The 20122-nt window shown below is 76.1% G+C and carries 22 protein-coding genes; 12 read left to right on the forward strand and 10 right to left on the reverse strand.

Features of this window, described 5'->3' with window-relative positions; translation table 11 throughout:
• Positions 1-12: 12 nt before the first annotated feature.
• A complete protein-coding gene (locus tag ACZ4MO_RS13520; protein ID WP_021483806.1) occupies positions 13-171 on the reverse strand; it encodes a hypothetical protein in 159 nt (52 codons plus the stop codon).
• Between the two features lie 169 nt (positions 172-340).
• On the opposite strand from ACZ4MO_RS13520, the gene ACZ4MO_RS13525 reads away from it, so the two are divergent.
• A complete protein-coding gene (locus ACZ4MO_RS13525; protein ID WP_074803854.1) occupies positions 341-823 on the forward strand; it encodes a glutathione peroxidase in 483 nt (160 codons plus the stop codon).
• Between the two features lie 35 nt (positions 824-858).
• Here ACZ4MO_RS13525 and ACZ4MO_RS13530 read toward each other — a convergent pair whose 3' ends face one another.
• Positions 859-1506 (reverse strand): nucleoside/nucleotide kinase family protein, encoded by a 648-nt coding sequence (locus tag ACZ4MO_RS13530; protein ID WP_186810463.1) that lies wholly within the window; start codon positions 1504-1506, stop codon positions 859-861.
• Between the two features lie 18 nt (positions 1507-1524).
• The gene (locus tag ACZ4MO_RS13535; RefSeq protein WP_175009495.1) at positions 1525-2403 is read right to left on the reverse strand and encodes a cupin domain-containing protein; all 879 of its coding nucleotides are present in this window, start codon (positions 2401-2403) and stop codon (positions 1525-1527) included.
• 128 nt (positions 2404-2531) lie between these two features.
• On the opposite strand from ACZ4MO_RS13535, the gene ACZ4MO_RS13540 reads away from it, so the two are divergent.
• Together ACZ4MO_RS13540 and ACZ4MO_RS13545 are read left to right on the forward strand one after the other, a co-directional pair.
• Entirely contained in the window at positions 2532-3077 is a 546-nt protein-coding gene (locus tag ACZ4MO_RS13540) for a peroxidase-related enzyme (RefSeq protein ID WP_175009494.1), read from the forward strand.
• 11 nt (positions 3078-3088) lie between these two features.
• Complete coding sequence (locus ACZ4MO_RS13545; RefSeq protein ID WP_175009493.1) at positions 3089-3868, forward strand: MOSC domain-containing protein; 780 nt, start codon at positions 3089-3091, stop codon at positions 3866-3868.
• Between the two features lie 10 nt (positions 3869-3878).
• Here ACZ4MO_RS13545 and ACZ4MO_RS13550 read toward each other — a convergent pair whose 3' ends face one another.
• The 3 genes from ACZ4MO_RS13550 to ACZ4MO_RS13560 form a co-directional block, all read right to left on the reverse strand.
• Positions 3879-5654 carry a SpoIIE family protein phosphatase gene (locus ACZ4MO_RS13550; RefSeq protein WP_175009492.1) on the reverse strand — a complete coding sequence of 592 codons (1776 nt, stop codon included), beginning with the start codon at positions 5652-5654 and terminating at the stop codon, positions 3879-3881.
• A gap of 149 nt (positions 5655-5803) precedes the next feature.
• Positions 5804-7723: a heavy metal translocating P-type ATPase gene (locus tag ACZ4MO_RS13555; RefSeq protein ID WP_175009491.1), complete on the reverse strand. Its 1920-nt coding sequence runs from the start codon at positions 7721-7723 to the stop codon at positions 5804-5806.
• Between the two features lie 117 nt (positions 7724-7840).
• Positions 7841-9550, reverse strand: coding sequence for an alpha/beta fold hydrolase (locus ACZ4MO_RS13560; protein WP_175009490.1), 1710 nt, complete (start codon positions 9548-9550; stop codon positions 7841-7843).
• Between the two features lie 145 nt (positions 9551-9695).
• Here ACZ4MO_RS13560 and ACZ4MO_RS13565 point away from each other — a divergent pair, with 145 nt between their 5' ends.
• Both ACZ4MO_RS13565 and ACZ4MO_RS13570 read left to right on the forward strand, forming a co-directional pair.
• Positions 9696-10241, forward strand: coding sequence for a GNAT family N-acetyltransferase (locus ACZ4MO_RS13565; RefSeq protein WP_175009489.1), 546 nt, complete (start codon positions 9696-9698; stop codon positions 10239-10241).
• Between the two features lie 315 nt (positions 10242-10556).
• Entirely contained in the window at positions 10557-10637 is an 81-nt protein-coding gene (locus tag ACZ4MO_RS13570) for a toxin-antitoxin system HicB family antitoxin (protein ID WP_354052490.1), read from the forward strand.
• A gap of 136 nt (positions 10638-10773) precedes the next feature.
• Here the strand turns inward: ACZ4MO_RS13570 and ACZ4MO_RS13575 are convergent, their stop codons facing one another.
• The 3 genes from ACZ4MO_RS13575 to ACZ4MO_RS13585 are packed head-to-tail and all read right to left on the reverse strand — an operon-like array spanning position 10774 to position 13092.
• On the reverse strand, positions 10774-12006 hold the full coding sequence (locus ACZ4MO_RS13575) for an SLC13 family permease (RefSeq protein WP_255437312.1): 1233 nt from the start codon (positions 12004-12006) through the stop codon (positions 10774-10776).
• Between the two features lie 49 nt (positions 12007-12055).
• Positions 12056-12760 carry a cation efflux transmembrane domain-containing protein gene (locus ACZ4MO_RS13580; protein ID WP_175009488.1) on the reverse strand — a complete coding sequence of 235 codons (705 nt, stop codon included), beginning with the start codon at positions 12758-12760 and terminating at the stop codon, positions 12056-12058.
• Positions 12757-13092, reverse strand: a complete 336-nt coding sequence (locus ACZ4MO_RS13585; RefSeq protein WP_043652840.1) for an ArsR/SmtB family transcription factor — start codon at positions 13090-13092, stop codon at positions 12757-12759. Before ACZ4MO_RS13585 ends, ACZ4MO_RS13580 begins: the two co-directional genes overlap by 4 nt.
• A gap of 97 nt (positions 13093-13189) precedes the next feature.
• Here ACZ4MO_RS13585 and ACZ4MO_RS13590 point away from each other — a divergent pair, with 97 nt between their 5' ends.
• From ACZ4MO_RS13590 to ACZ4MO_RS13615, 6 genes are all read left to right on the forward strand, one after another.
• A complete protein-coding gene (locus tag ACZ4MO_RS13590) occupies positions 13190-14833 on the forward strand; it encodes an ATP-dependent DNA ligase (RefSeq protein WP_175009487.1) in 1644 nt (547 codons plus the stop codon).
• A gap of 142 nt (positions 14834-14975) precedes the next feature.
• Positions 14976-15629, forward strand: a complete 654-nt coding sequence (locus ACZ4MO_RS13595) for a fasciclin domain-containing protein (RefSeq protein ID WP_175009486.1) — start codon at positions 14976-14978, stop codon at positions 15627-15629.
• Positions 15630-15779: 150 nt separating this feature from the next.
• Complete coding sequence (locus tag ACZ4MO_RS13600) at positions 15780-16658, forward strand: DUF4397 domain-containing protein (RefSeq protein WP_175009485.1); 879 nt, start codon at positions 15780-15782, stop codon at positions 16656-16658.
• The gene (locus tag ACZ4MO_RS13605) at positions 16655-17380 is read left to right on the forward strand and encodes a sortase domain-containing protein (RefSeq protein WP_175009484.1); all 726 of its coding nucleotides are present in this window, start codon (positions 16655-16657) and stop codon (positions 17378-17380) included. The genes ACZ4MO_RS13600 and ACZ4MO_RS13605 overlap by 4 nt, the downstream gene beginning before the upstream one ends.
• Before the next feature lie 88 nt (positions 17381-17468).
• Entirely contained in the window at positions 17469-18050 is a 582-nt protein-coding gene (locus ACZ4MO_RS13610; protein WP_074803869.1) for an RNA polymerase sigma factor, read from the forward strand.
• Positions 18034-18843 carry an anti-sigma factor domain-containing protein gene (locus ACZ4MO_RS13615; protein ID WP_175009483.1) on the forward strand — a complete coding sequence of 270 codons (810 nt, stop codon included), beginning with the start codon at positions 18034-18036 and terminating at the stop codon, positions 18841-18843. The genes ACZ4MO_RS13610 and ACZ4MO_RS13615 overlap by 17 nt, the downstream gene beginning before the upstream one ends.
• A gap of 29 nt (positions 18844-18872) precedes the next feature.
• Here the strand turns inward: ACZ4MO_RS13615 and ACZ4MO_RS13620 are convergent, their stop codons facing one another.
• The gene (locus ACZ4MO_RS13620) at positions 18873-19451 is read right to left on the reverse strand and encodes a dihydrofolate reductase family protein (RefSeq protein WP_175009482.1); all 579 of its coding nucleotides are present in this window, start codon (positions 19449-19451) and stop codon (positions 18873-18875) included.
• A gap of 78 nt (positions 19452-19529) precedes the next feature.
• Here ACZ4MO_RS13620 and ACZ4MO_RS13625 point away from each other — a divergent pair, with 78 nt between their 5' ends.
• Entirely contained in the window at positions 19530-20102 is a 573-nt protein-coding gene (locus tag ACZ4MO_RS13625) for a TetR family transcriptional regulator (RefSeq protein ID WP_175009481.1), read from the forward strand.
• The last annotated feature ends 20 nt before the right edge of the window (positions 20103-20122 follow it).

Below are 20122 nucleotides of genomic sequence, written 5' to 3' on the forward strand. Positions count from 1 at the left end.
ATTCCGCCGCTCCTACTGCTCGCGCGCGGCGCGGACGCCCTCGAGCCAGCGGTCGAACTCCTCCGCGAGCTCCTGCGGGGACATCCGGAGCGCCTCGGCCGGGCTCGTCGCCTCCCGGCCTGCGACGTACAACCGGCGCACCATGTCGGTCTTCGGGGTCCACGGGCGCATGGAGGCGTCCCTTCTCTCGGCTGTTGGCATCGCGCACATACTTCAGCACGCCACGGGCAGGCTCGCGCGCGCTCGACCGGGGTTCGGGACAGGTTCCGCACGACGTCACACCCGCGGTGCGAGGATGGGACGGGCCCGGACGCACCGGCGCCTCGCCCGAGGAGGTCCCATGAGCCTGTACGACATCCCGTTCGACGCCATGGACGGGACAGCGCACACCCTGCGCGAGCACGCGGACGACGTCGTGCTCGTCGTCAACGTCGCGTCGCGCTGCGGCCTCGCGCCGCAGTACGCGACGCTCGAGGCGATGCAGGACAAGTACCGCGACCGCGGCTTCACCGTCATCGGGTTCCCCAGCAACCAGTTCCTCCAGGAGCTCGGCACCAACGAGGCGATCCAGGAGTTCTGCTCGCTCACCTACGGCGTGACGTTCCCCGTGGTGGACCGCGTGCGCGTCAACGGCCGGCACGCGCACCCGCTGTACACGGAGCTCAAGAAGACGCCCGACGCGGACGGCAAGGCGGGGCGCGTCACGTGGAACTTCGAGAAGTTCCTCGTCCTGCCCGGCGGCGAGGTGCACCGGTTCCGGCCGCGCACGCTGCCCGACGACCCGGCGATCGTCGAGCTCGTCGAGACGCACCTCCCCCGCTGACCCCGCCCGCCCCGGCAGGCCCGGGCAGCGACCGCTCAGCGGACCACGAGCGCGGGGTGCCGCGGGTCGTCGACCCGCACGACGACGTCCGCCACCTCCTCGGGCCGGACCTCCTGCGCGTACCGCGTCCAGGCGGCGAGCGTCCACGCCGCGTCGGGCGCGGTGCGGCGCGCGAGCGTCGCGGGGCGCAGGGCGAGGTGCACGGAGAGGTCGAGCGCGAGGCCGAGCCCCAGGCAGAGGGCGCCGTCGAGCACGACGACGAGGCCCGGCTCGGCCTCGACGTACGCGGCGCGCGTCGACCGGCTCGTCGCGGGGTCGCGCAGGCTCGGCAGGTAGCGGCCGGACCCGCCCGGCCCGACGGCGTCGAGCGCCTCACGCTGGAGACCGGCCACGTCGACCCACTCGTCGAGGAGCGCGTCGGGGTCCTCGCGCCCGCGCTCGAGGCGCAGCGACGCGGGACGCCAGAAGTCCTGCACGCGCACGCGCGCGACCGGACGGCCCGCGGCGCGCAGCGGCGCGACCAGGCGGTCGGCGAGCGCCTCGGGCCGCGTGGAGGGGTGGCCGTCCACGAGGAGGCGGACCGCCCCGGGCCGCTCGCGCCCGACGGCGAGCACGCGCTCGACGACCCGGTCGACGAGCACGTCCTCGCTCACCGGCTCGACGCGCACCGGTTCGGCCCGCATCGTTCGACCCGCACCGCGTCAGGATGCCACGGGCGGCGCGACCGGGTCCGCGCGCTCGGCCAGCCACGCGCGCGGCGAGCGGCCGACGCGGTGGCTGAAGGCGCGCGAGAACGCGGCGGGCGTCGCGTACCCAAGCTCGGTCGCGGTCCGGCTCACCGAGGCGCCTGCGCGGAGCCGGTCCTGCGCGACGGTGACGCGCCAGCCGGTCACGTAGTCGCCGGGCGGCTGCCCCACGACGGCCGCGAACCGGGCGGCGAACGCGCTCCGGGACAGGTGCGCCGCACGCGCCATCGAGGCGAGCGTCCAGGACTCCCCCGGTGCCTCGTGGACGGCGACGAGCACGGGCGCGAGGCGCTCGTCGGCGAGGCCGGGGAGCAGCCCCGGCGGGAGGGCGAGGTCGTCGGCGTGGTCGAGGATCCACCGGAAGAGCTGCACGAGCACGACCTCGAAGAGCCGGTCGGCGAGGACGCGGCGGCCGCAGCGGACGTCGTCGATCTCGCGGAAGAGCAGGTCGAGCGCGGGCTCGAGCCCTGCGACGTCGTCGAGCGGCAGCACGAGCACGGGCGGCAGCGTCCGCACGAGGGGGTGGGTGGCGCCACCCTCGACGTCGAGCGTCGCGCACGCGAAGTCGGAGTCCTCGGTGGGCGCGTTGTGGAACGCGTGGTCGAGCGGGCGCGGGTAGAAGAGCAGGCTCGGGCGGTCGACGCTGCGGCGCTCGACCCGGCCGTCCGCGCTGACGTGGGTCATGTCCATCTCGCCGCGCCGGAGCACGTGCAGGAAGCCACGGCCTGGCCGCGCGTCGAACGTCGTGACGCCGCACAGCGGCCCGGTGTGGAAGAGGTGCGTCCGCACGCGGAACCGCTCGAGCAGGTGGGAGAGCCGGTCCACGGGAGCCATCCCCCCAGGATGCCAGACGATCGGACACGTTCCGAGGACGATTCGTTCCCCGTCGTCCGGCGCGAACGACCAGGCTGGAGCACGTCGGCCCGCCCCGGGCCGGCGTCCCGCACCCGGAGGAGATCCCCGTGTCCCGTGTCCCCCTCGTCAGCCCCGAGTCCGCCACCGGCCCCGTCGCCGACGGGCTCGACCAGGTCCGTGCCGCGTTCGGCGGCGTCCCGGCGATGTTCCGGGCGGTCGCGAACTCGCCCGCCGCCCTGCAGAGCATGTGGGGTGCGTTCGGCGCCCTCGGCACCGGCACGCTCGGCGCGGCCGTCGGCGAGCAGATCGCCGTCGCCGTCGCGAACCGGAACGCGTGCGAGTACTGCCTCGCCGCCCACACCGCGCTCGGGCGCAAGGCCGGCGTCGCGCGCGACGACCTCACCGCCGCGCAGGACGGCACCGCGTCCGACCCGCGCGTCGAGGCGCTGCTGCGCTTCGCGCTCGCCCTCGTGGACGAGCGCGGCCACGTGAGCGCGCAGGACGTGCAGGCGGTGCGCGACGCGGGGTGGACCGACGAGCAGGTGGTCGAGGTCGTCGCGCACGTCGCGCTCAACCTGTTCACCAACTACGTCAACGTCGCGCTCGACGTCCCCGTCGACTTCCCCGCCGTCGGTCTGCGCCGCGCCGCCTGAGAGGAGCCACCGTGCCGTCCCACCCCGCCGCACCGTCGCGCCCTGCCGCACCGTCCCGCCCTGGCGACCCACGCTCCCCGGCGCCCGCCCCGGGACCCGCGAGCGCCGTCGTGCTGGAGGTGCGCACCGGCGGGGTGGGCACGGTGGCCCACCGTGGGCGCGACGTGCCGACGGCGTTCCGCAAGCGGCCGCGCCTCGGCCCCGTCGCGGTGGGGACGGAAGGGCTGGAGGGCGACGCGCAGGCCGACCGGCGCGTGCACGGCGGCCCCGAGAAGGCCGTGTGCGTGTACCCGGTCGAGCACTACGCGGCGTGGCGCGACGAGCTCGGCGCGGACCTCCCGCCCGGCGCGTTCGGGGAGAACCTCCTGACGCGCGGGCTCACCGAGGACGACCTGCTGCTGGGCGACGTGCTCGCCCTCGGGACGGCGACCCTCCAGGTGAGCATGCCGCGCCGCCCCTGCTACAAGCTCGCGGCCGTGCACGGCCTCGTCGACCTCCCGGACCGGGTCCAGGCATCGGGTCGCACGGGCTGGTACCTGCGCGTGCTCACGCCCGGCACGGTGCGGGCGGGCGCGACCGCCGTCGTCGTCGACCGGCCGCGCCGGAGCGCGACGGTGCGGGAGGTCAACCGGGTGATGAACCTCGACCGCGACGACCTCCCGGCCGCCGCGGCGCTCGCCGCGCTCCAGACGCTCCCCGCGCGCTGGCGCGACACGCTCGCGCGCCGGCTCCGGTGCGGGACCGAGGACGACCGGGCGCGGCTGCGGGGGCCGCTCGCCGAGGGTCCGTAGCGCCCGCCGCTCAGGCGTGGGGCGGCGCACCGCCGTCGGACGCCGCGGCCTCGTCCCCGCGCGGCAGGCGGACGACGAGCAGGCACGTGTCGTCCTCGTCGCTGCGGCCCCCTGCCTGGTCGAGCAGGTGGTCCCGGACGGCGGCAGCTTCCGCGTCCGCCGGGGCGCGGCCGAGGGCCCGCGCGAGCTCCGCGACGCCCTCGCGCTGGCCCCGGGCGCGGGACTCGACGAGGCCGTCGGTGTACAGCACGAGCGCGCTCCCGGCACGCAGCCGCAGCCGGGCGGCCGTGACGGGCCGGGGCGTGACGACCCCGATCGGCGTGGTGAGCGACTCGTCGAGCGGGCGGACGGCGCCGTCGGGCGTGCGGAGCAGGGGCGGCGGGTGGCCGGCCCGGCAGTAGACCAGCTCGCGCCCGCCGTCCGCGTCGGACGGCCCGAGCGTCGCGACGACGCACGTCGCGACGTCCGCGAGGCCGAAGCGCTTCACGAGCCCGTCCAGGCGCTCGACGACCTCCTCGGGCGTCGTGCCGTCCGCCGCGACGGTGAGGAGCGCCGACCGGATCTGACCCATCGCGGCGGCGGCGTGCATGTCGTGCCCGACGACGTCCCCCACCACGAGCAGCACGCGGCCGTCGGGCAGCTCGATCGCCTCGAACCAATCGCCGCCGACCGCCGCGGCGCCCACGGACGACCCACCTCCCGCCGGCCGGTAGACCACGGCCACGTCCAGCCCGTCGAGGGATCCGAGCCGCGGCAGCATGCGCTCCTGCAGGGTGTGCGCGGCGTCGCGCTCGCGCTCGTAGAGCCGCGCGTTGTCGAGCAGGAGGCCGATCCGGTGGCCGAGGTCCTCGAACATCACGGCGTCCTCGTCCTCGAAGAACCCGGGCTGCGCGCTGACCACGGCGAGCACGCCGACGATCCGGCCGCGGGCCCGCAGCCCGACGGACATCGCGGAGCCGAGCCCGAGCTCGTGCATGGCGGCGAGCTCCTCCTCGTCCGCGTGCGGCGAGACGAGGTCGGGCGTGACGTCGAACGGCCACGCGAACCGCGCGCCGCCCCCGAGCACATCGACCGCGGCGAGCGAGCGGTCCGCCCAGCCCGGCGTCCGGGACAGGCGCCGGGCGGCATCGGCGAGCGCCGGGTCGTGGGACGCGACGTCGGTGCGCGAGCGCCCACCCGGGTACGTCACGACGACCGCCCAGCACGAGAACACCTCGGCCACGGCCTGTGCCGCCTCGGCGAGCACGTCCTCCGTGCCGAGGAGCTCGCCCAGCCGCTCGACGAGCCGGGTGGTCGTGGTCAGCCGGTGGTTCGCGGAGATCGCGGCGTCGAGGGCCGCCTCGCGCGAGCGTGCCGTCTCCACCCGCGCCGTGACGTCGGCCTGGACGCCGACGAAGTGCGTGAGGGTGCCGAGCTCGTCGTGCACGGGCGAGATGGTGAGCTGGTTCCAGAACGGCGTGCCGTCCTTGCGGTAGTTGAGCAGCGTCTCGCCCACGGTCCGGGCGTCCACGACGCCCTCCCGGATCCGCGCGACCGCGTCGCGGTCGGTCGCCGGGCCCTGGAGGAACCGGCAGTTCGTGCCCAGCACCTCGTCCGCCGTGTACCCGGTCGTGGCCGTGAACGCCGGGTTGACCCACACCAGCGGCATGCCGGGGGCGCGCGCGTCCGCGATGGTGAACGACACGTCGCTCGCGGACATCGCCCGACGTTCGAGCGCGACGGCGAGCCGCTCCGCCTCGGCCAGGGCGGCGGCCGGGGGGTCGGACGGGGAGGTCGAGGTGGCCACGGGGCGCCTCACGGTCGGGCGGCGGGCGTCCTGTGCTCGAACGCCCGGAACACTGTCGCACGCGGCGGCGGCCCGCGGGGACGCACCTCGACGCGTCGGTACCCGCGCCACCCGCGCCACCCGCGCGCGGGTCGGGTGAGCGCGGGGTGTCAGCGGGCCGACGCCGCCGGCACGAGCGGCTCGACGGCCGGGACCGTGGACGCCGTCCGGGACGGTCCGGGCGGCGTCTCGTCCCTGCCCGGGCGGGTGGCGAGCAGCGCCCACAGGATGCACGCGAGGTCGACGACCTCCTGGAGCCACGCCCCCGCGAGCGCGGGGAGACGCCCCGTCGCGGCCACGACCATGAGCAGCCCGGACAGGGCGATCCCTATGCCGATGGCCTGCCACGCGACCCGCACCGTGCGGCGGCCGATCCGCACGGCGCCGACCGTGCGCGCGAGGTCGTCCCGGACGACGACCGCGTCCGCGGACTCGGTCGCCGCCGTCGAGCCGCGTGCGCCCATGGCCATGCCGACGTCGGCCACCGCGAGGACCGGGGCGTCGTTCACGCCGTCCCCGACCATCATCACGGGGCGGTCCGGCAGCCCGCGGACGGCGTCGACCTTGTCCTGCGGGAGGAGGCCGGCGCGCACGTCGTCGATGCCCACCTGGTCCGCGACGTGCCGGGCGGTCGCCGCGCCGTCGCCGGTGAGCATGACGGTGGTCCGCACGCCCGCGGCGTGGAGGGCGGCGACGGTGGGGCGGGCCTCGGCCCGCAGCTCGTCGGCGAGGAGCACGGTCCCGGCGTACGCGCCGTCGACGCCCACGTGGACGGCGCTGCGGCCCGCGCCGGGCACGGGGACGCCCGCGGGCGCGCCCGCGACGACGAAGGCCAGCCGGCCGACCGCCACCGCGTGGCCGTCCACCGTCGCGCGGGCTCCCCGGGCGGTCTCCTCCGTCGCGTCCCGTGCGGCGGGCAGCGCGAGGTCCCGCTCCTGGGCCGCGCGGACGATGGCCGCCGCGAGCGGGTGCACCGAGTACTGCTCGACCGCGGCCGCGAGCGCGAGCACGTGATCCGGCGTGCGGCCGCCCGCGGGCAGGACGTCCACGACGACCGGCGCCCCGTGGGTCAGCGTGCCCGTCTTGTCGAACGCGACGGTGCGCACGCGCGACAGCTGTTCGAGCGTCCCGGCCGACTTCACGATGATCCCGTTCCGCGCCGCGCGGGACATGCCGGACATGAAGGCGACCGGGGCCGCGATGATCAGCGGGCACGGCGTCGCGACGACGAGCACCTCGGCGAAGCGCGCGGGCTCACCGCTGAGCACCCACGCCACGACGGCGAGCGCGAGGGCGGCGACCGTGAACGGCACCGCCACGCGGTCGGCGAGGCGCACGAACGGCGCCTTGGACTCCTGCGCCTGCTTCACGAGCTCGACGATCGCCTGGTACTGCGAGCCCGCGGCCGTCGCGGTCGCTCGGACCTGCGCCGCGCCGCCGCCGTTCACCGACCCGGACAGGACGACGTCCCCGCGCCGGTGCTCCACCGGGAGCGACTCCCCGGACAGCGACGACTCGTCGAACGTGGCCGCCGTGCTGAGCAGGACGCCGTCCACCGGGACGACCTCCCCGGGCCGCACCCACACCTCGTCGCCGGGGCGCACGTCGTCGACGGGGACGTCCTCGAGCTCCCCGCCGGGCCCGGCCCGGTGGGCGACGCGCGGGGCGCCGGCGAGCAGGCTCGAGAGCTCGCGCCGCGCGCGCCCGTTCGCGTAGTCCTCGAGCGCCTCGCCGCCCGAGAGCATGAGACACACGACGAGCGCGGCCCAGTACTCCCCCACGAGCACCGTGGCCGTGACGGACAGGACGGCCAGCAGGTCGACGCCGTACGCGCCCGCCCGCAGGTCCGCCACCATCCCCCGCGCCCGGACCACGACGAGCACGAGCGCGAACGCCGAGACCACGACCTGCGCCGAGCGGTCCGGGCCCCAGGCCTCGAGCACGCCGCCGAGACCGCCCACCGCCACCGTGGCGACCACCCACGGGTAGCGCCGGGCGGCCTCCGTCACGCGGTGGCCCGGTCCGGTCATGCCTCCAGGGTGGGCAGACGCCGGGACCTGGCGGTAGGGCCGAACGGCCGCGACCGCACGGGACCAGCGGGCACCGTCCGGCGGGTCGGCGCGTCGACGGGTCCGCAGGTCAGCGGGTCAGACGACCGGCAGGCGCAGCGCCTCCCCGAGCGGGACCGACGGGCCCTGGAACGGCACGACGTCCTGCTCGCACGTGGCGCCGTCGGTGGCGTCGAGGTCCACGAGGTACCGCGCGACGGCGCCGTCCGCGCACGCGCTCTTGCCGATGATCGTGTGGCCCCAGCCCTCGACGGTGAGCACGCGGGCGTCGGGCCAGCGGTCGGCGTAGGGCTGCGTGAACCCGTACGGCGTCGCGGGGTCGAACCGGGTGCCGACCACGAGCACGGGAGCCTCCGTCGTCTGGTCCCACGGGCCCGTGAAAGCGTCGCGGTCCTCGACGGGCACGAACTCGCACTGGACGCCCACCCAGCCGCGGAAGCGCCCGAAGTGCGGGTACTGCGCGTCGAGCGCGTCGACCTTCGCGGGGTACTGCCACGGCCGGCCGGGGGTCGTCGTGTCGACGCACAGGCTCGCGAGCGCGCCGCCGACGGACGCGTAGTCCTCGGCGAACCCGGCGCGGCGGAGCAGCTCCCCGAGCGAGGGCAGGGCACCGAGCGTGCGCTGGCGGTCCGCGGCCGCGGGCGGCTCGACGGCGCCGCTCAGCACCGCGAGCGACGCGAGCGTGAGGTCGAGGTCGCCCCACGCGGCGGGCTCGTACAGGTACTGGAAGACGAGCGCCACCGTGTCCGGGTACCCGACGCGCACGCTCGTGCCGTCGGGGAGCGGCACGTCGACGGGCGCCTCGCGGAGCGCGGCGTAGGTCGCCTCGACGACGTCGGCCGGGTCGCCGAGCGACGCGAGCGCGCACGCCGACGGCCCCGCCTCCGAGCACAGCCGCGTGAACTCGCCGAACGTCTCGGTCGCGCCGGCGGCCTGCCCGATCCGGGCGCCGATCAGCTCGCGCGACCCGACGCCCGACCACGCGTCGACGTCCATCGTGCCGTCGAGCACCAGGGCGCGGACGCGGTCGGGGAACAGCGCCCCGTACGTCGCGCCGAGCACCGTGCCGTAGGAGTACCCCACGTAGCTGAGCTGCTCGTCGCCCACCGCCTGGCGCAGCAGGTCCATGTCCCGCGCGACGTTCGCCGTCGACGCGTGCGCGATCCGGTCGCCCGAGAACAGCGTGCACGACGCCCCGAACGCCGCCATCTGGCCGAGGTAGCGCGCCTCCTCGCGGTCGGTCACGGGGAACGCGGGCAGGCCCGCGAGGAACGCGTTCTCGCGGTCCTGGTCGCGGAAGCACGTCGCGGGGTCGGACGTCCCGACGGCACGCGGGTCGAACCCGATGACGTCGAACCGGGCGAGCACGTCGTCGTCGAAGAGCGAGCCCCCGAGCAGGTGCAGCGTCTCGACGCCCGGGCCGCCCGGGCCGCCGAAGTTGGTGAACAGGCTCCCGATCCGCTGCTCGGGGTCGGACGCCGGGAGCCGCGTCAGGCCGATGGTCGTCGTGCGGCCGTGGGGGCGGTCGTAGTCGGTCGGCACCTGCGCCGTCGCGCACTCGAACGCCTCGAGGCCGTCGCCGTCGCACGGCCCCCACGCGATCTCGGGCACGGGGGCCTCGACCTGGGCGGGCGTCGTCGTGGCGGGTCCGGTGCGGGCCGACGCCGTGGCGGCGCCGGTGCGGGCTGGCTCACCCCCCGGGCCCGCGACGGCCGCGGCGGGTACCCCGCCGAGCAGGAGGACCGCCGCCAGCGACGAGGCGGCGGCGCGGACGGTTCGTGTCGTCATCGATCGCGAAGTCATCGCTCCCCATCCGACCACGGCCCCGCGAGGAGCGCACCCGGGCCGACGCGCGGCACGGTCACCGGTCCTCCCGGGAGCGGCGGCAGCGATTTCCGTTGCCCTCGGTCGTGCGCCCGTCGAGAGTGTCGGCATGCTGATCAGACGCGAGCGCCCGTCGGACGTCCAGTCGATCCGGGCCGTCACCGTGGACGCCTTCTCCGCGGTCGAGCACGCCGCGCCGTCGGTCGAGCCCGACGGCGCACCCGGCGAGGCCACCCTGGTCGGGTGGCTGCGGGAGGACCCGGGGTGGATCCCGGAGCTGTCGCTGGTCGCCGAGACCGGGTCCCACGACCCCCAGGTGGTCGGGCACGTCGTCGCCACCCGCGGTCAGCTCGGGGGCCGGCCGGCGCTCGGTCTCGGACCGCTCAGCGTCCGTCGCGACCACCAGCGGCGCGGCGTGGGTTCCGCGCTGATGCACACGATCCTCGGTGCGGCGGACGCCCTCGGCGAACCGGTCGTGGTGCTGCTCGGGGAGCCGGCGCTCTACTCCCGGTTCGGGTTCGTGCCCGCGAGCGCCCTGGGCATCGAGGCTCCCGAGCCGGCGTGGGGGGACTACTTCCAGGCGCGCGCCCTGAGCGCCTGGCGCGGCGAGCACGCCGGGCGGTTCACCTACCCCGCCCCGTTCGACCGCCTGTGAGACAAGTCCACGAGGCGATGGCCAGGATCGAGGCCATGCACGAGGAGAACGACTCCACGGAGGAGGAGAAGTGAACGCCGCCGAGCACTACAGCTACCGCGTGTCCTGGTCCGCAGACGACGGAGAGTTCGTCGGTACGGTTCTCGAGCTACCCTCCCTCTCCTGGCTCGAGCCCGAGTCGGCCGCCGCGTTCGCCGGGATCCGGAAGCTCGCCTCCGAGGTGGTCGAGGACCTGGCAGCCTCTGGCGAAGAGGTCCCCGAGCCCCTGTCCGAGCGCCACTACTCCGGCGAGTTCCGTGTGCGGATCCCCCGGCCATGCACCGCCGGCTCGTCGAGGAGGCTGCCGCGCAGGGCATCTCCATGAACCGTCTCGCCAACCACAAGCTCTCCGCCTGAGAGAGCACGAAGCGCGCGTCCCGAGAGCTACCTTCTCGCGCGGGCTCCGTCGTACCGCTCGGCCCTCCCAGGCCGCGACCTCGAGCCCGGTACCGCGTGCGACCGAGACGCCGGCCGCGATGCCGGATCTCGCCGGTCAGCGCAGCACCACGACGGCGACCCCCGCCGCGACGGCGAGGGGCGCGAGCACGAGGCCCTGGCGGATCACGTGCCACGCGGGCGGTGCCTCCTGCCCGAAGGTGTGACGGCGGTACTGCTGCCACCACAGCACGGTCGCGAGCGACGCCCAGGGCGTGATCAGCGGTCCGGCGTCGACCGCGACGAGCAGGGTCGCGAGCCGCTCGACGTCCTCGCCCGCCGCGGGGAGCAGCGCGAGGAACGCGGGCAGGTTGTTCACGAGGTTCGCCGCGACGACGCCCGTCGCGGCGAGGCGGGCGAGGTCGCCCGGTCCGGTCCCCGTGCCCGCGACGGCGGCGAGGAGGTCGCCGAGCCCGTGCGCGTGCCAGGTCTCCACGACCACGAACAGCGCCGCCACGACCACGGCGGACCTCCACGGCAGCATCTCCCGCACCGGCACGAGCGGGCGCACGCGCCGCCACCACGTCGCGAGCGCGAGCACCGCCGCGCCCGCGAGCGCCGTCGGCGCGACGGGCAGCTCGAGCGCGAACGCCACCGCGAGGAGCACGACGACGGCCCCGGTGACCCGCAGGAGCACCCGGTCGGGCGGCGTCGGGCCAGGGCCCACGAAGTCGAACCGCCCGCGCAGGTGGCGTCCGTGCAGCACGAGGAGCACGACGACCGTCACGGCGAGCACCGCGAGCGCCGGCGCCCACATCACCCCGACGTACCCGGTGCCGAACCGGTCCGCCGCGAGCAGGTTGGTGAGGTTCGAGACGGGCAGCAGGAGCGACGCCGTGTTGGCGAGCGCGAGCACGGTGAGCGCGAGCGGCAGGGGTCTGGTGCCGGTGCGACGCGCGAGGGCGAGCACGACGGGCGTGACGAGCACCGCCGTCGTGTCGAGCGACAGCACCACGGTGCTGGTCGTCGCGAGCAGCACGACGAGCACCCACAGCACGATCCGCCGACCCCCGGCGAGCCGCGCCGCCCGGGCGGCGACGGCGTCGAACAGGCCCGCGCCCGCGCACAGCTCCGCGACCACCGTGATGGCGAGGAGGAACACGAGGACCGGCCCGGCGCGCACGAGCAGGTCGCGCGCGTCCGCCGCGGGGAGCAGCCCCGTCGCGGGGAGCGCGACGACGACCACCGCGGCGAGGAGCCACGGCGGCAGACGACGGCGGCGTCGCCGGTGAGCCGTGCCCGCGGCGGCGTCGGAGTCAGCACCGACATCAGCGGGAGGCTCGGTCGTCACGGCGGTCACTGTACGACCGACGCACGTCGCTCGTCGGTCGGGGGCGCGGTCAGCAGCAGTCGCAGGACGGGGCGGCGGCGTCCGTGGGGGCGGCGTGCACGACGGCGGTCGGGGCGCAGCACGCGTCGCCGCGCCAGGCCTCGACGCCCTCCTTGACCGCGACGGCGGCGATGACGAGCGCGGCGAGCGGGTCGGCCCACGACCACCCGAGGGTCGCGTTGAGGACGAGCCCGACGAGCAGGACCGCCGACAGGTACGTGCACAGCAGCGTCTGCTTCGAGTCCGCGACGGCGGACGCCGAGCCGAGCTCGCGTCCGGTGCGGCGCTCGAACCACGACAGGAACGGCATGACGGCGAGGCTCACCGCGGCGAGCCAGATGCCGACGACCGAGTGCTCGGGTTCCGCCGCGCCGAGCAGCGACCGGACGGCGTCGACGGACACGAACACCGCGAGGCTGAGGAACGAGACGGCGATGACCCGCATCGCGGCCCGCTCGCGCCGGTGGGGGTCGGGCGCCGCGAACTGCCAGGCGACCGCGGCAGCCGAGAGGACCTCGACGAGCGAGTCGAGCCCGAACCCGACGAGGGCGGCCGACGACGCGACCCGTCCGGCCGTGATCGCGACGACGGCCTCCACGACGTTCCACGAGATCGTCGCGGCGACGACCCACCGCACGCGCCGCTCGAGGACGGCGCGGCGCGCGGTCGTCAGGGCGGGGGCGGACGGCGGTGCGCCGACGGGGACGGAGGTCATGAGCACGTGCACCCGTCGGGGCCGCAGCAGGTCGGGTCGACCTGGACGACGAGCCGCAGGAGGTCGTCGAGCGCGGGCGCGAGGTGCGGGTCGGCGAGGCGGTACCAGGTGCGGCGCCCGTCGGGGATCGCCTCGACGAGCCCGCACCCGCGCAGGCACGCGAGCTGGTTGGACATGACCTGGCGGGAGACGCCGAGCGCGTCGGCGAGGTCGGACGGGTAGGCGGGCGCCTCGCGCAGCGCGAGCAGGACGCGGGCGCGCGTCTCGTCCGACAGGGCGTGCCCCAGCCGCGCGAGCGCGGCGGTGTGGGTGAGGGTGACCGTCTCGACCATGGGTGCGACAGTACATGGACACGTGTATTCACAAAAGGATGTACCGCGGAGGGGCGCCCGGCGGGCGGGGCGTGGGTGGTCGGCGTGAGGATGGGGCATGCTGCTCGCCGAGGTCGCCGCCACGTCCGACGCCGTCGCCGCCACGCGCTCGCGCCTCGCCAAGCGCGCGGCCATCGCCGACCTGCTGCGGCGCGTCGCGGACGACGCCGAGGCCGGGAGCGCGGAGGTGGAGATCGCCGTCGCGTACCTCGCGGGCGAGCTGCGCCAGCGCCGCACCGGGCTCGGGTGGCGGTCGCTGCGCGACCTCCCCGCCCCCGCCGAGGAACCCGGCCTCACGCTGACCGACGTCGACACCGCGTTCGCCCGCATGGCGGACCTCTCCGGCCCTGGGTCGTCGACCGCGCGCCAGGCCGAGGCGGCCGCCCTGTTCGGCGCCGCGACCGCGCGCGAGCAGTCGCTCCTCGCCGGGCTCGTCTCGGGCGAGCTGCGCCAGGGCGCGCTCGACTCCGTGGTGGTCGACGCCGTCGCCGAGGCGGCGGGCGTCCCCGCCGACACGGTGCGCCGCGCGGTCATGCTCGCGGGCGCGACCGGGCCGGTCGCCCGCGCGGCACTCACGGCGGGCGGCCCGGAGGCCGCGACGGAGGCGCTCGCGACGTTCCGGCTCACCGTCGGCCGCGCGGTCCGGCCGATGCTCGCGCAGTCCGCGCCCGACGTCGGCGCCGCGCTCGACAAGCTCGGGGCCGCACCGGGCGACCCGTCGGGCACCGCCGTCGCCGTGGACCTCAAGCTCGACGGCATCCGCATCCAGGTGCACCGCGACGGCGACGAGGTACGCGTCTTCACGCGCTCGCTCGACGACATCACCGCGCGCGTCCCCGAGATCGTCGCAGCCGTGCGGGCGCTCCCCGCCCGGGCGCTCGTCCTCGACGGGGAGGCGCTCGTCGTCGGGCCCGACGGCGTCCCCCGCCCGTTCCAGGAGACCGCCGCCCGCTCCGCGACCCAGGGCGAGCGCACCGCCGCCGAGGAGGCCGAGCTCGCGGCCTCGCTCGAGCTCTCCCCCTTCTTCTTCGACGTGCTCCACGCCGACGGCCGCGACCTGCTGGACGAGCCGCTGCGCGACCGGCTCGCCGTGCTCGACGACCTGCTCGCCGACGCGGCGGGGCCGCTCGCCGTGCGCCGCCTCGTGACCGACGACGCCGCGGCGGCGACCGCGTTCTTCGACGCCGCCGTCGCCGAGGGCCAGGAGGGCGTCGTCGTGAAGTCGCTCGCCGCGCCCTACGCGGCCGGGCGGCGCGGCGCCGGGTGGGTGAAGGTCAAGCCACGGCACACGCTCGACCTCGTGGTGCTCGCCGTCGAGCGGGGCTCGGGCCGGCGCAGCGGGTGGCTGTCGAACATCTGGCTCGGCGCGCGCGACCCCGAGGGTGGGTTCGTCATGCTCGGCAAGACGTTCAAGGGCATGACCGACGAGATGCTCGCGTGGCAGACGCAGCGTTTCCGCGAGCTCCGGACCTCCGACGAGGGGTACGTCGTGCACGTGCGCCCCGAGCAGGTCGTCGAGATCGCGTTCGACGGCCTCCAGCGCTCGACCCGGTACCCCGGCGGGCTCGCGCTGCGCTTCGCGCGCGTCGTCCGGTACCGCGACGACAAGACGGCCGCCGAGGCGGACACGATCGACACCGTCCGGGCGCTCGCGCGACCGCTCGGGGGCGGCACGACGGACGGACCTGACGCGGAGGGCTGAGCGGACGGCGCGTCGAGCGCGGCGGAAGGCCGTCCGGCGGTGGGTGCATCCGCGGGCGGCGGTCCGGGTGAAGGAGAGGTGGACGCCGCACCGGCGTCCGACGGCGTTCCCGCCGTCCCGTGCACGACGAAGGGACTCGACGATGAACCTCCGACGCACGCTCACCGCGGCAGGAGCCGCGCTCCTCGCCCTGACCGCCGCGGCCGCACCGGCCGTCGCAGCACCCGCCCCCTCGGCGGCGCCGCCGTCGGGCACCGCGAGCCTCGCCTCGGTGCTCGCGGCCGACGGCGACACGTTCGACCGCAACTGGTACGACTTCGACATCGTCGACCAGGCCGTGGCCGCGGTCCTCGCCGCCAAGCCGGACAGCCCCGTGGCGGTCCTGGCCGACGGCACGGTGCCGCTCACCGCGTTCCTGCCGAACGACCGGGCGTTCCAGCTCCTCGCGCTCGACCTCACGCACCGCTGGCAGCCCACCGAGGAGCGCGTGCTCACCTCGCTCGCCGGCGCGGTCGGCATCGACGCGATCGAGCAGGTCCTGCTGTACCACGTCGTCCCCGGCGCGACGATCGACTCCGGCACCGCGCTGCGGTCCGACGACGTCGTCCTCACCACGGCGCAGGGCGCGACGTTCCGGGTCGACGTGCTGAGCAAGCGCCTCGCCCTGGTCCGCCTCGTCGACCAGGACCGCAACGACCTCGACCCGTTCCTCGTGAAGAGCAAGCTCGACCTCAACAAGGGCAACGTCCAGATCGCGCACGGCATCAGCGCGGTGCTGCGACCGCAGAACCTCTGACCAGCCCGACCCCACGTGCCCGGCCCCGCACCCGCGGGGCCGGGCACTTTTTTTGATGCGTGTGCATCCAGATCCGCACCTGCGGGGGAAGAGGGGGTGTCAGCAGATCGAGCGCCCGGGACGGACCGGGCTCGACCACCGGAGGACACCATGCACCGCACCGCACGACGCACCGCCGCGCTCGCGGGCGCAGCGACCCTCGTCGCGCTGGGGGCCGTCGCGCTCCCCGCCCAGGCCGCCACCGACGACGGCGCCTCGCTCTCCGTCCTGCACGGCGTGCCGGACACGCCCGTGGACGTCTGGGTGAACGACGAGCTCACGCTCGACGACTTCCAGCCCGGCGACCTCGCGGGTCCGCTCGATCTCCCCGCCGGGACGTACACGGTCGCGATCACCGCGCCCGACGCGACCGACACGAGCTCCCCGGTCATCGGCCCGGTCGACCTCCAGCTCGCGGGCGGCACGAGCTACACCGCCGTCGCGCACCTCGACGCGGGCGGCCAGCCGACCGCGACGCTCTTCACGAACGACACGAAGCCGACGGCCGCGGGCCAGGGCCGGCTGACCGTGCGGCACGTCGCCGCGGCGCCCGCGGTCGACGTCCTCGCGGGCGGGGAGGCGGTCGTGACCGGCCTGGAGAACCCGAAGGAGGCCGTGCTCGACCTGCCGGCCGGCACGATCTCGGCGTCGATCGCCGCCGCGGGCACCACGGAGCCCGTGCTCGGCCCGGCCGACCTCACGGTCGCCGAGGGCGTCAACACGATCGCGTACGCGTGGGGCAGCCTCGACGCGGGCAACCTCGCCCTCGCGACCCAGACGGTCGAGGGTCTGCACTCGTCGCCGTCGGGCGTCCCGGCCGGGCTCTCGGGCCTCGCGGCGGCCGACGCGCCGAGCACCGCGACGGGCGTGGCCATCGCGTTCGGCGCGTCCCTGTTCGGCCTCCTGCTCGTCGCCGCGACCGTCATGCTGGCACGCGCGTGGCGCCAGCAGCACGCGGCCCACGCCGTCCGGAGCGACCGGACGGCATGACGCAGCGCACGACCGCCGGTCCCGCGCGCCCCACCCGGGGCGCGCGGGCCGGCCTCCGGACCCTCCTGGGGGCGGTGCTCGTCACCGCAGCGGTCGTCGGCGGATGCTCCCTGCCGTCCGCCGACGGGTCGACCGACGGACTCCTCGGACCGACGGCCGACCCCCTCCCCACCCCGGCCCCCCACCAGGGCGGGGAGGAGACCGCGGGGACGCCCGGGCCGGCCCGGGACGCACCGGTGCCGGTGCGCCCGGCCCGGGACGTCCCGGCTCCCCCACCCCCGGCGCCCGTACGGGTCGTCGTCGGTGACCTCGGGATCGACCTGCCCGTCGAGGCGGCGGGCGTCGACCCCGAGGGACGCATGGCGCTGCCGGGCTCCGGGGACGTCGCCGCCTGGTACCGGTTCGGCCCGGCCCCGGCGAGCCCCACCGGGACGACCCTGGTCGCGGCGCACGTGGACGACCCGGACGGCGTCGGGCCGTTCGCGCGGCTCCGCGAGATCACGACGGGCGCGAGCGTCGACGTCGTCGACGCGACGGGCACCTCGTACACCTACACAGTGACCGACATCAGGAGCATCGCGAAGCCCGACGTCCCGCTCGACGCGCTGTTCGACCGCGACGGCGAGCGCCGCCTCGTCCTCGTGACGTGCGGCGGCCGCTGGGACGCCGAGCGACGCTCGTACTCGGACAACGTCGTCGTGACCGCGGTCCCCGCGCGGTGACGGCCCGCACGGGCGCTACGATCGCTGCTACCCGCTCGCCGCTGCCGCCCGGGTGGTCGGCACCGACCCTCGAGGACCCGCCCTGAACGTGACCGAGACCGGGACCACCGACCCGGACCTGTGGCGCCTCGGTCGCGACTTCGCCGACGGCGACGAGCAGGCGCTCGCCGAGGCCTACCGACGCTGGTCCGCGCTCGTGCACACGATCGCGCTGCGCTCGCTCGGCACGCGCGCCGACGCCGAGGACGTCACCCAGCAGGTCTTCGTCGCGGCGTGGCGCGGCCGGTCCCGGTTCGACCCCGACCGGGCCCGGCTCCCGGCCTGGCTCGTCGGGATCACGCGGCACACGGTGGCCGACGCGCACGAGGCCCGCTCGCGGGTCCGCCGGTCGGAGGAGGCCGCGGCCACGACCGCCCCGGACCCGGGTCGCGCGGCGAGCGAGGACACCGACGTCGGGCGCGTCGCCGACCGCGTGCTCCTCACCGAGGAGCTGCGACGGCTCGGCGACCCGGGGCGGACGATCCTGGAGCTCGCGTTCTTCCGCGACCTGACCCACGTGCAGATCGCCGAGGAGCTCGGCCTGCCGCTGGGTACGGTCAAGAGCCACGTACGACGAAGCCTGATCCGGCTGCGCGACCGATTGGAGGTGGACGGTGCAGCACATCGATGACGAGACCCTCGCGCTCCTCGCGCTCGGCGAGGACGTGCTCGACGACGACGCGCGCGCGCACCTGTCCTCCTGCGCGGAGTGCGCCGACGCCGTCGCCCGCCTCGCCCGCGTCGTCGACGCGTTCGACGGCGCGGACGCGGCCGACGACCTCGTCGCCCCCGACGCCGCGGTGTGGTCGCGGGTCCAGGCCGAGCTCGGCCTGACGAGCGGCACCGCCGCGCCGCCCGTCGTCGCCCCCGCGGCGGTCACCGACGCTCCCGCAGGTCCGACGCTCCCGCGGGCCGCGGCCGGGCCCGGGACGGAGGACGGCGGCGCGACCGGCACGGCGGTCGTCGTGCCGCTCGCCCCGCGACGCCGTCGGATGTGGGTCCCGGTCGCGGCGGCGGCCGCCGCGGCGCTCGTCGTCGGCGGTGTGGGCGGCATCCTCTGGGAGCGGCGCGAGGTCGAGCCCCCCGAGACGACGGTCGCGAGCGCGACGCTCGACCCGCTGCCCGACTGGCAGGGCGCGAGCGGCGACGCGCGCGTCGAGGAGCGTCCCGACGGGCGCCGCCAGGTCGTGGTGACGGTCGACGCCCCCGTGCCCGACGGCACCTACCGCGAGGTGTGGCTGCTCGCGGAGGACCTGAGCGGCCTCGTGAGCCTCGGCGTGCTCGACGGCACGGAGGGTCGCTTCGACGTGCCTGACGGCCTGGACCTCGCCGAGTTCCCCGTGGTCGACGTCTCCGAGGAGCACTTCGACGGCGACCCGTCCCACTCGGGCGACTCGGTCGTGCGGGGACCGCTCGACGTCTAGGCGCACGGTCGTCGCGCCGGGACCGGCACTCACGCCCGCGCGTACTCCGCGAGCGTGACGCCGGAGCGGAACGTCTGCGTGCCCGTCGATCGCCAGGAGAGGGGCGCGTAGTCCCGCTCGCCGAACAGCGGGACCCCGGCGCCGAGCATCACCGGGTTGACCTTGAGCGCGAGCCGGTCGATCTCGTCGACGAGCACGGCGGCGAGCGCTCCCCCGCCGCACAGCCAGATCCCCCGGCCGTCCTCCCGCTTGAGCGCGCGGACCGTCTCGACCGGGTCGGCGCCGGTGAACAGCACCCCCTCGCTCCCCTCGGGCGCCTCGTGCGTGCGGGTGAAGACGATCTGTCGCAGGTGCCGGTAGGGGTTCGGCAGGTGGTGGTCGGGAAGGCCGACGGCGTAGGTGTTCCAGCCCATGAGGACGGTGTCGAAGGGGCCGTCGGCGACCGGCAGCCCGGCGGCCCCGGCCAGGTCCGTCGGCGCCGTGCCGCGGTACCGGGACCAGATGGGCGCCATGTGGTCGCCCTCGGCGAGGAAGGCGTCGAACTCGCCCCCCGGCCCGGCGATGTACCCGTCGAGGCTCACGGCGACGTAGTAGGTCAGCTCACGCATCATGTCTCCTGACAACTACAGATGAAGTGGTTGTCGGTGAGACTACAACAGGTGCAGTGGTTGCGATAGCCTCGGCGCATGGCGAAGAACACCGCACGGCGCAGCGCCCTGGCGGACGCCGGGATCGCCGTGCTCGCGCGCGAGGGGTCGCGCGGCCTGACGCACCGCGCGATCGACGACGAGGCCGGGGTCCCGACGGGCACGACGTCGAACTACTTCCGGAGCCGAGACGCCCTCGTCGCGGGGCTCTTCGAGCGCATCGGAGAGCGGCTCGCGCCGGCACCCGAGGACCTCGCCCGACGCGCGGCCCAGACGCCCGACCGCGCGCTGTTCGCGGACTACCTCCGCGACATCGTGCGCCGGTTGTCGACCGACGCCGACGTCACCCGAGCCCTGTTCGAGCTGCGGCTCGAGTCCGGCCGTCGGGGCGAGCTCGCGGCCGTTCTCGGCCCGTGGCTGCGCGCGGGATTCGAGGCCGACGTCGCGTTCAACCGGTCGGCCGGCCTGCCCGGCGGACGCCGGGAGATCGCCCTGTTCCACTACGCGATCGACGGGCTGCTCCTCGACCGTCTCACCACGCCGATCGACCCCGACATCCCGACCGACGACGTCGTCGACGCGCTCGTGGCGGGGTTGCTCCCGGAGCACTGAGCGGCCTCACGCCCACCCCG

This window comes from Sphaerisporangium cinnabarinum (genome assembly GCF_055567015.1).

Bases quoted from the DNA above. Each gene is read 5' to 3' on its own strand.
- ACZ4MO_RS13520 (WP_021483806.1), bottom strand. From the start codon at position 171: ATGCGCCCGTGGACCCCGAAGACCGACATGGTGCGCCGGTTGTACGTC.
- ACZ4MO_RS13525 (WP_074803854.1), top strand. From the start codon at position 341: ATGAGCCTGTACGACATCCCGTTCGACGCCATGGACGGGACAGCGCAC.
- ACZ4MO_RS13530 (WP_186810463.1), bottom strand. From the start codon at position 1,506: ATGCGGGCCGAACCGGTGCGCGTCGAGCCGGTGAGCGAGGACGTGCTC.
- ACZ4MO_RS13535 (WP_175009495.1), bottom strand. From the start codon at position 2,403: ATGGCTCCCGTGGACCGGCTCTCCCACCTGCTCGAGCGGTTCCGCGTG.
- ACZ4MO_RS13555 (WP_175009491.1), bottom strand. From the start codon at position 7,723: ATGACCGGACCGGGCCACCGCGTGACGGAGGCCGCCCGGCGCTACCCG.
- ACZ4MO_RS13560 (WP_175009490.1), bottom strand. From the start codon at position 9,550: ATGACGACACGAACCGTCCGCGCCGCCGCCTCGTCGCTGGCGGCGGTC.
- ACZ4MO_RS13565 (WP_175009489.1), top strand. From the start codon at position 9,696: ATGCTGATCAGACGCGAGCGCCCGTCGGACGTCCAGTCGATCCGGGCC.
- ACZ4MO_RS13570 (WP_354052490.1), top strand. From the start codon at position 10,557: ATGCACCGCCGGCTCGTCGAGGAGGCTGCCGCGCAGGGCATCTCCATG.
- ACZ4MO_RS13580 (WP_175009488.1), bottom strand. From the start codon at position 12,760: ATGACCTCCGTCCCCGTCGGCGCACCGCCGTCCGCCCCCGCCCTGACG.
- ACZ4MO_RS13585 (WP_043652840.1), bottom strand. From the start codon at position 13,092: ATGGTCGAGACGGTCACCCTCACCCACACCGCCGCGCTCGCGCGGCTG.
- ACZ4MO_RS13590 (WP_175009487.1), top strand. From the start codon at position 13,190: ATGCTGCTCGCCGAGGTCGCCGCCACGTCCGACGCCGTCGCCGCCACG.
- ACZ4MO_RS13595 (WP_175009486.1), top strand. From the start codon at position 14,976: ATGAACCTCCGACGCACGCTCACCGCGGCAGGAGCCGCGCTCCTCGCC.
- ACZ4MO_RS13600 (WP_175009485.1), top strand. From the start codon at position 15,780: ATGCACCGCACCGCACGACGCACCGCCGCGCTCGCGGGCGCAGCGACC.
- ACZ4MO_RS13605 (WP_175009484.1), top strand. From the start codon at position 16,655: ATGACGCAGCGCACGACCGCCGGTCCCGCGCGCCCCACCCGGGGCGCG.
- ACZ4MO_RS13620 (WP_175009482.1), bottom strand. From the start codon at position 19,451: ATGCGTGAGCTGACCTACTACGTCGCCGTGAGCCTCGACGGGTACATC.
- ACZ4MO_RS13625 (WP_175009481.1), top strand. From the start codon at position 19,530: ATGGCGAAGAACACCGCACGGCGCAGCGCCCTGGCGGACGCCGGGATC.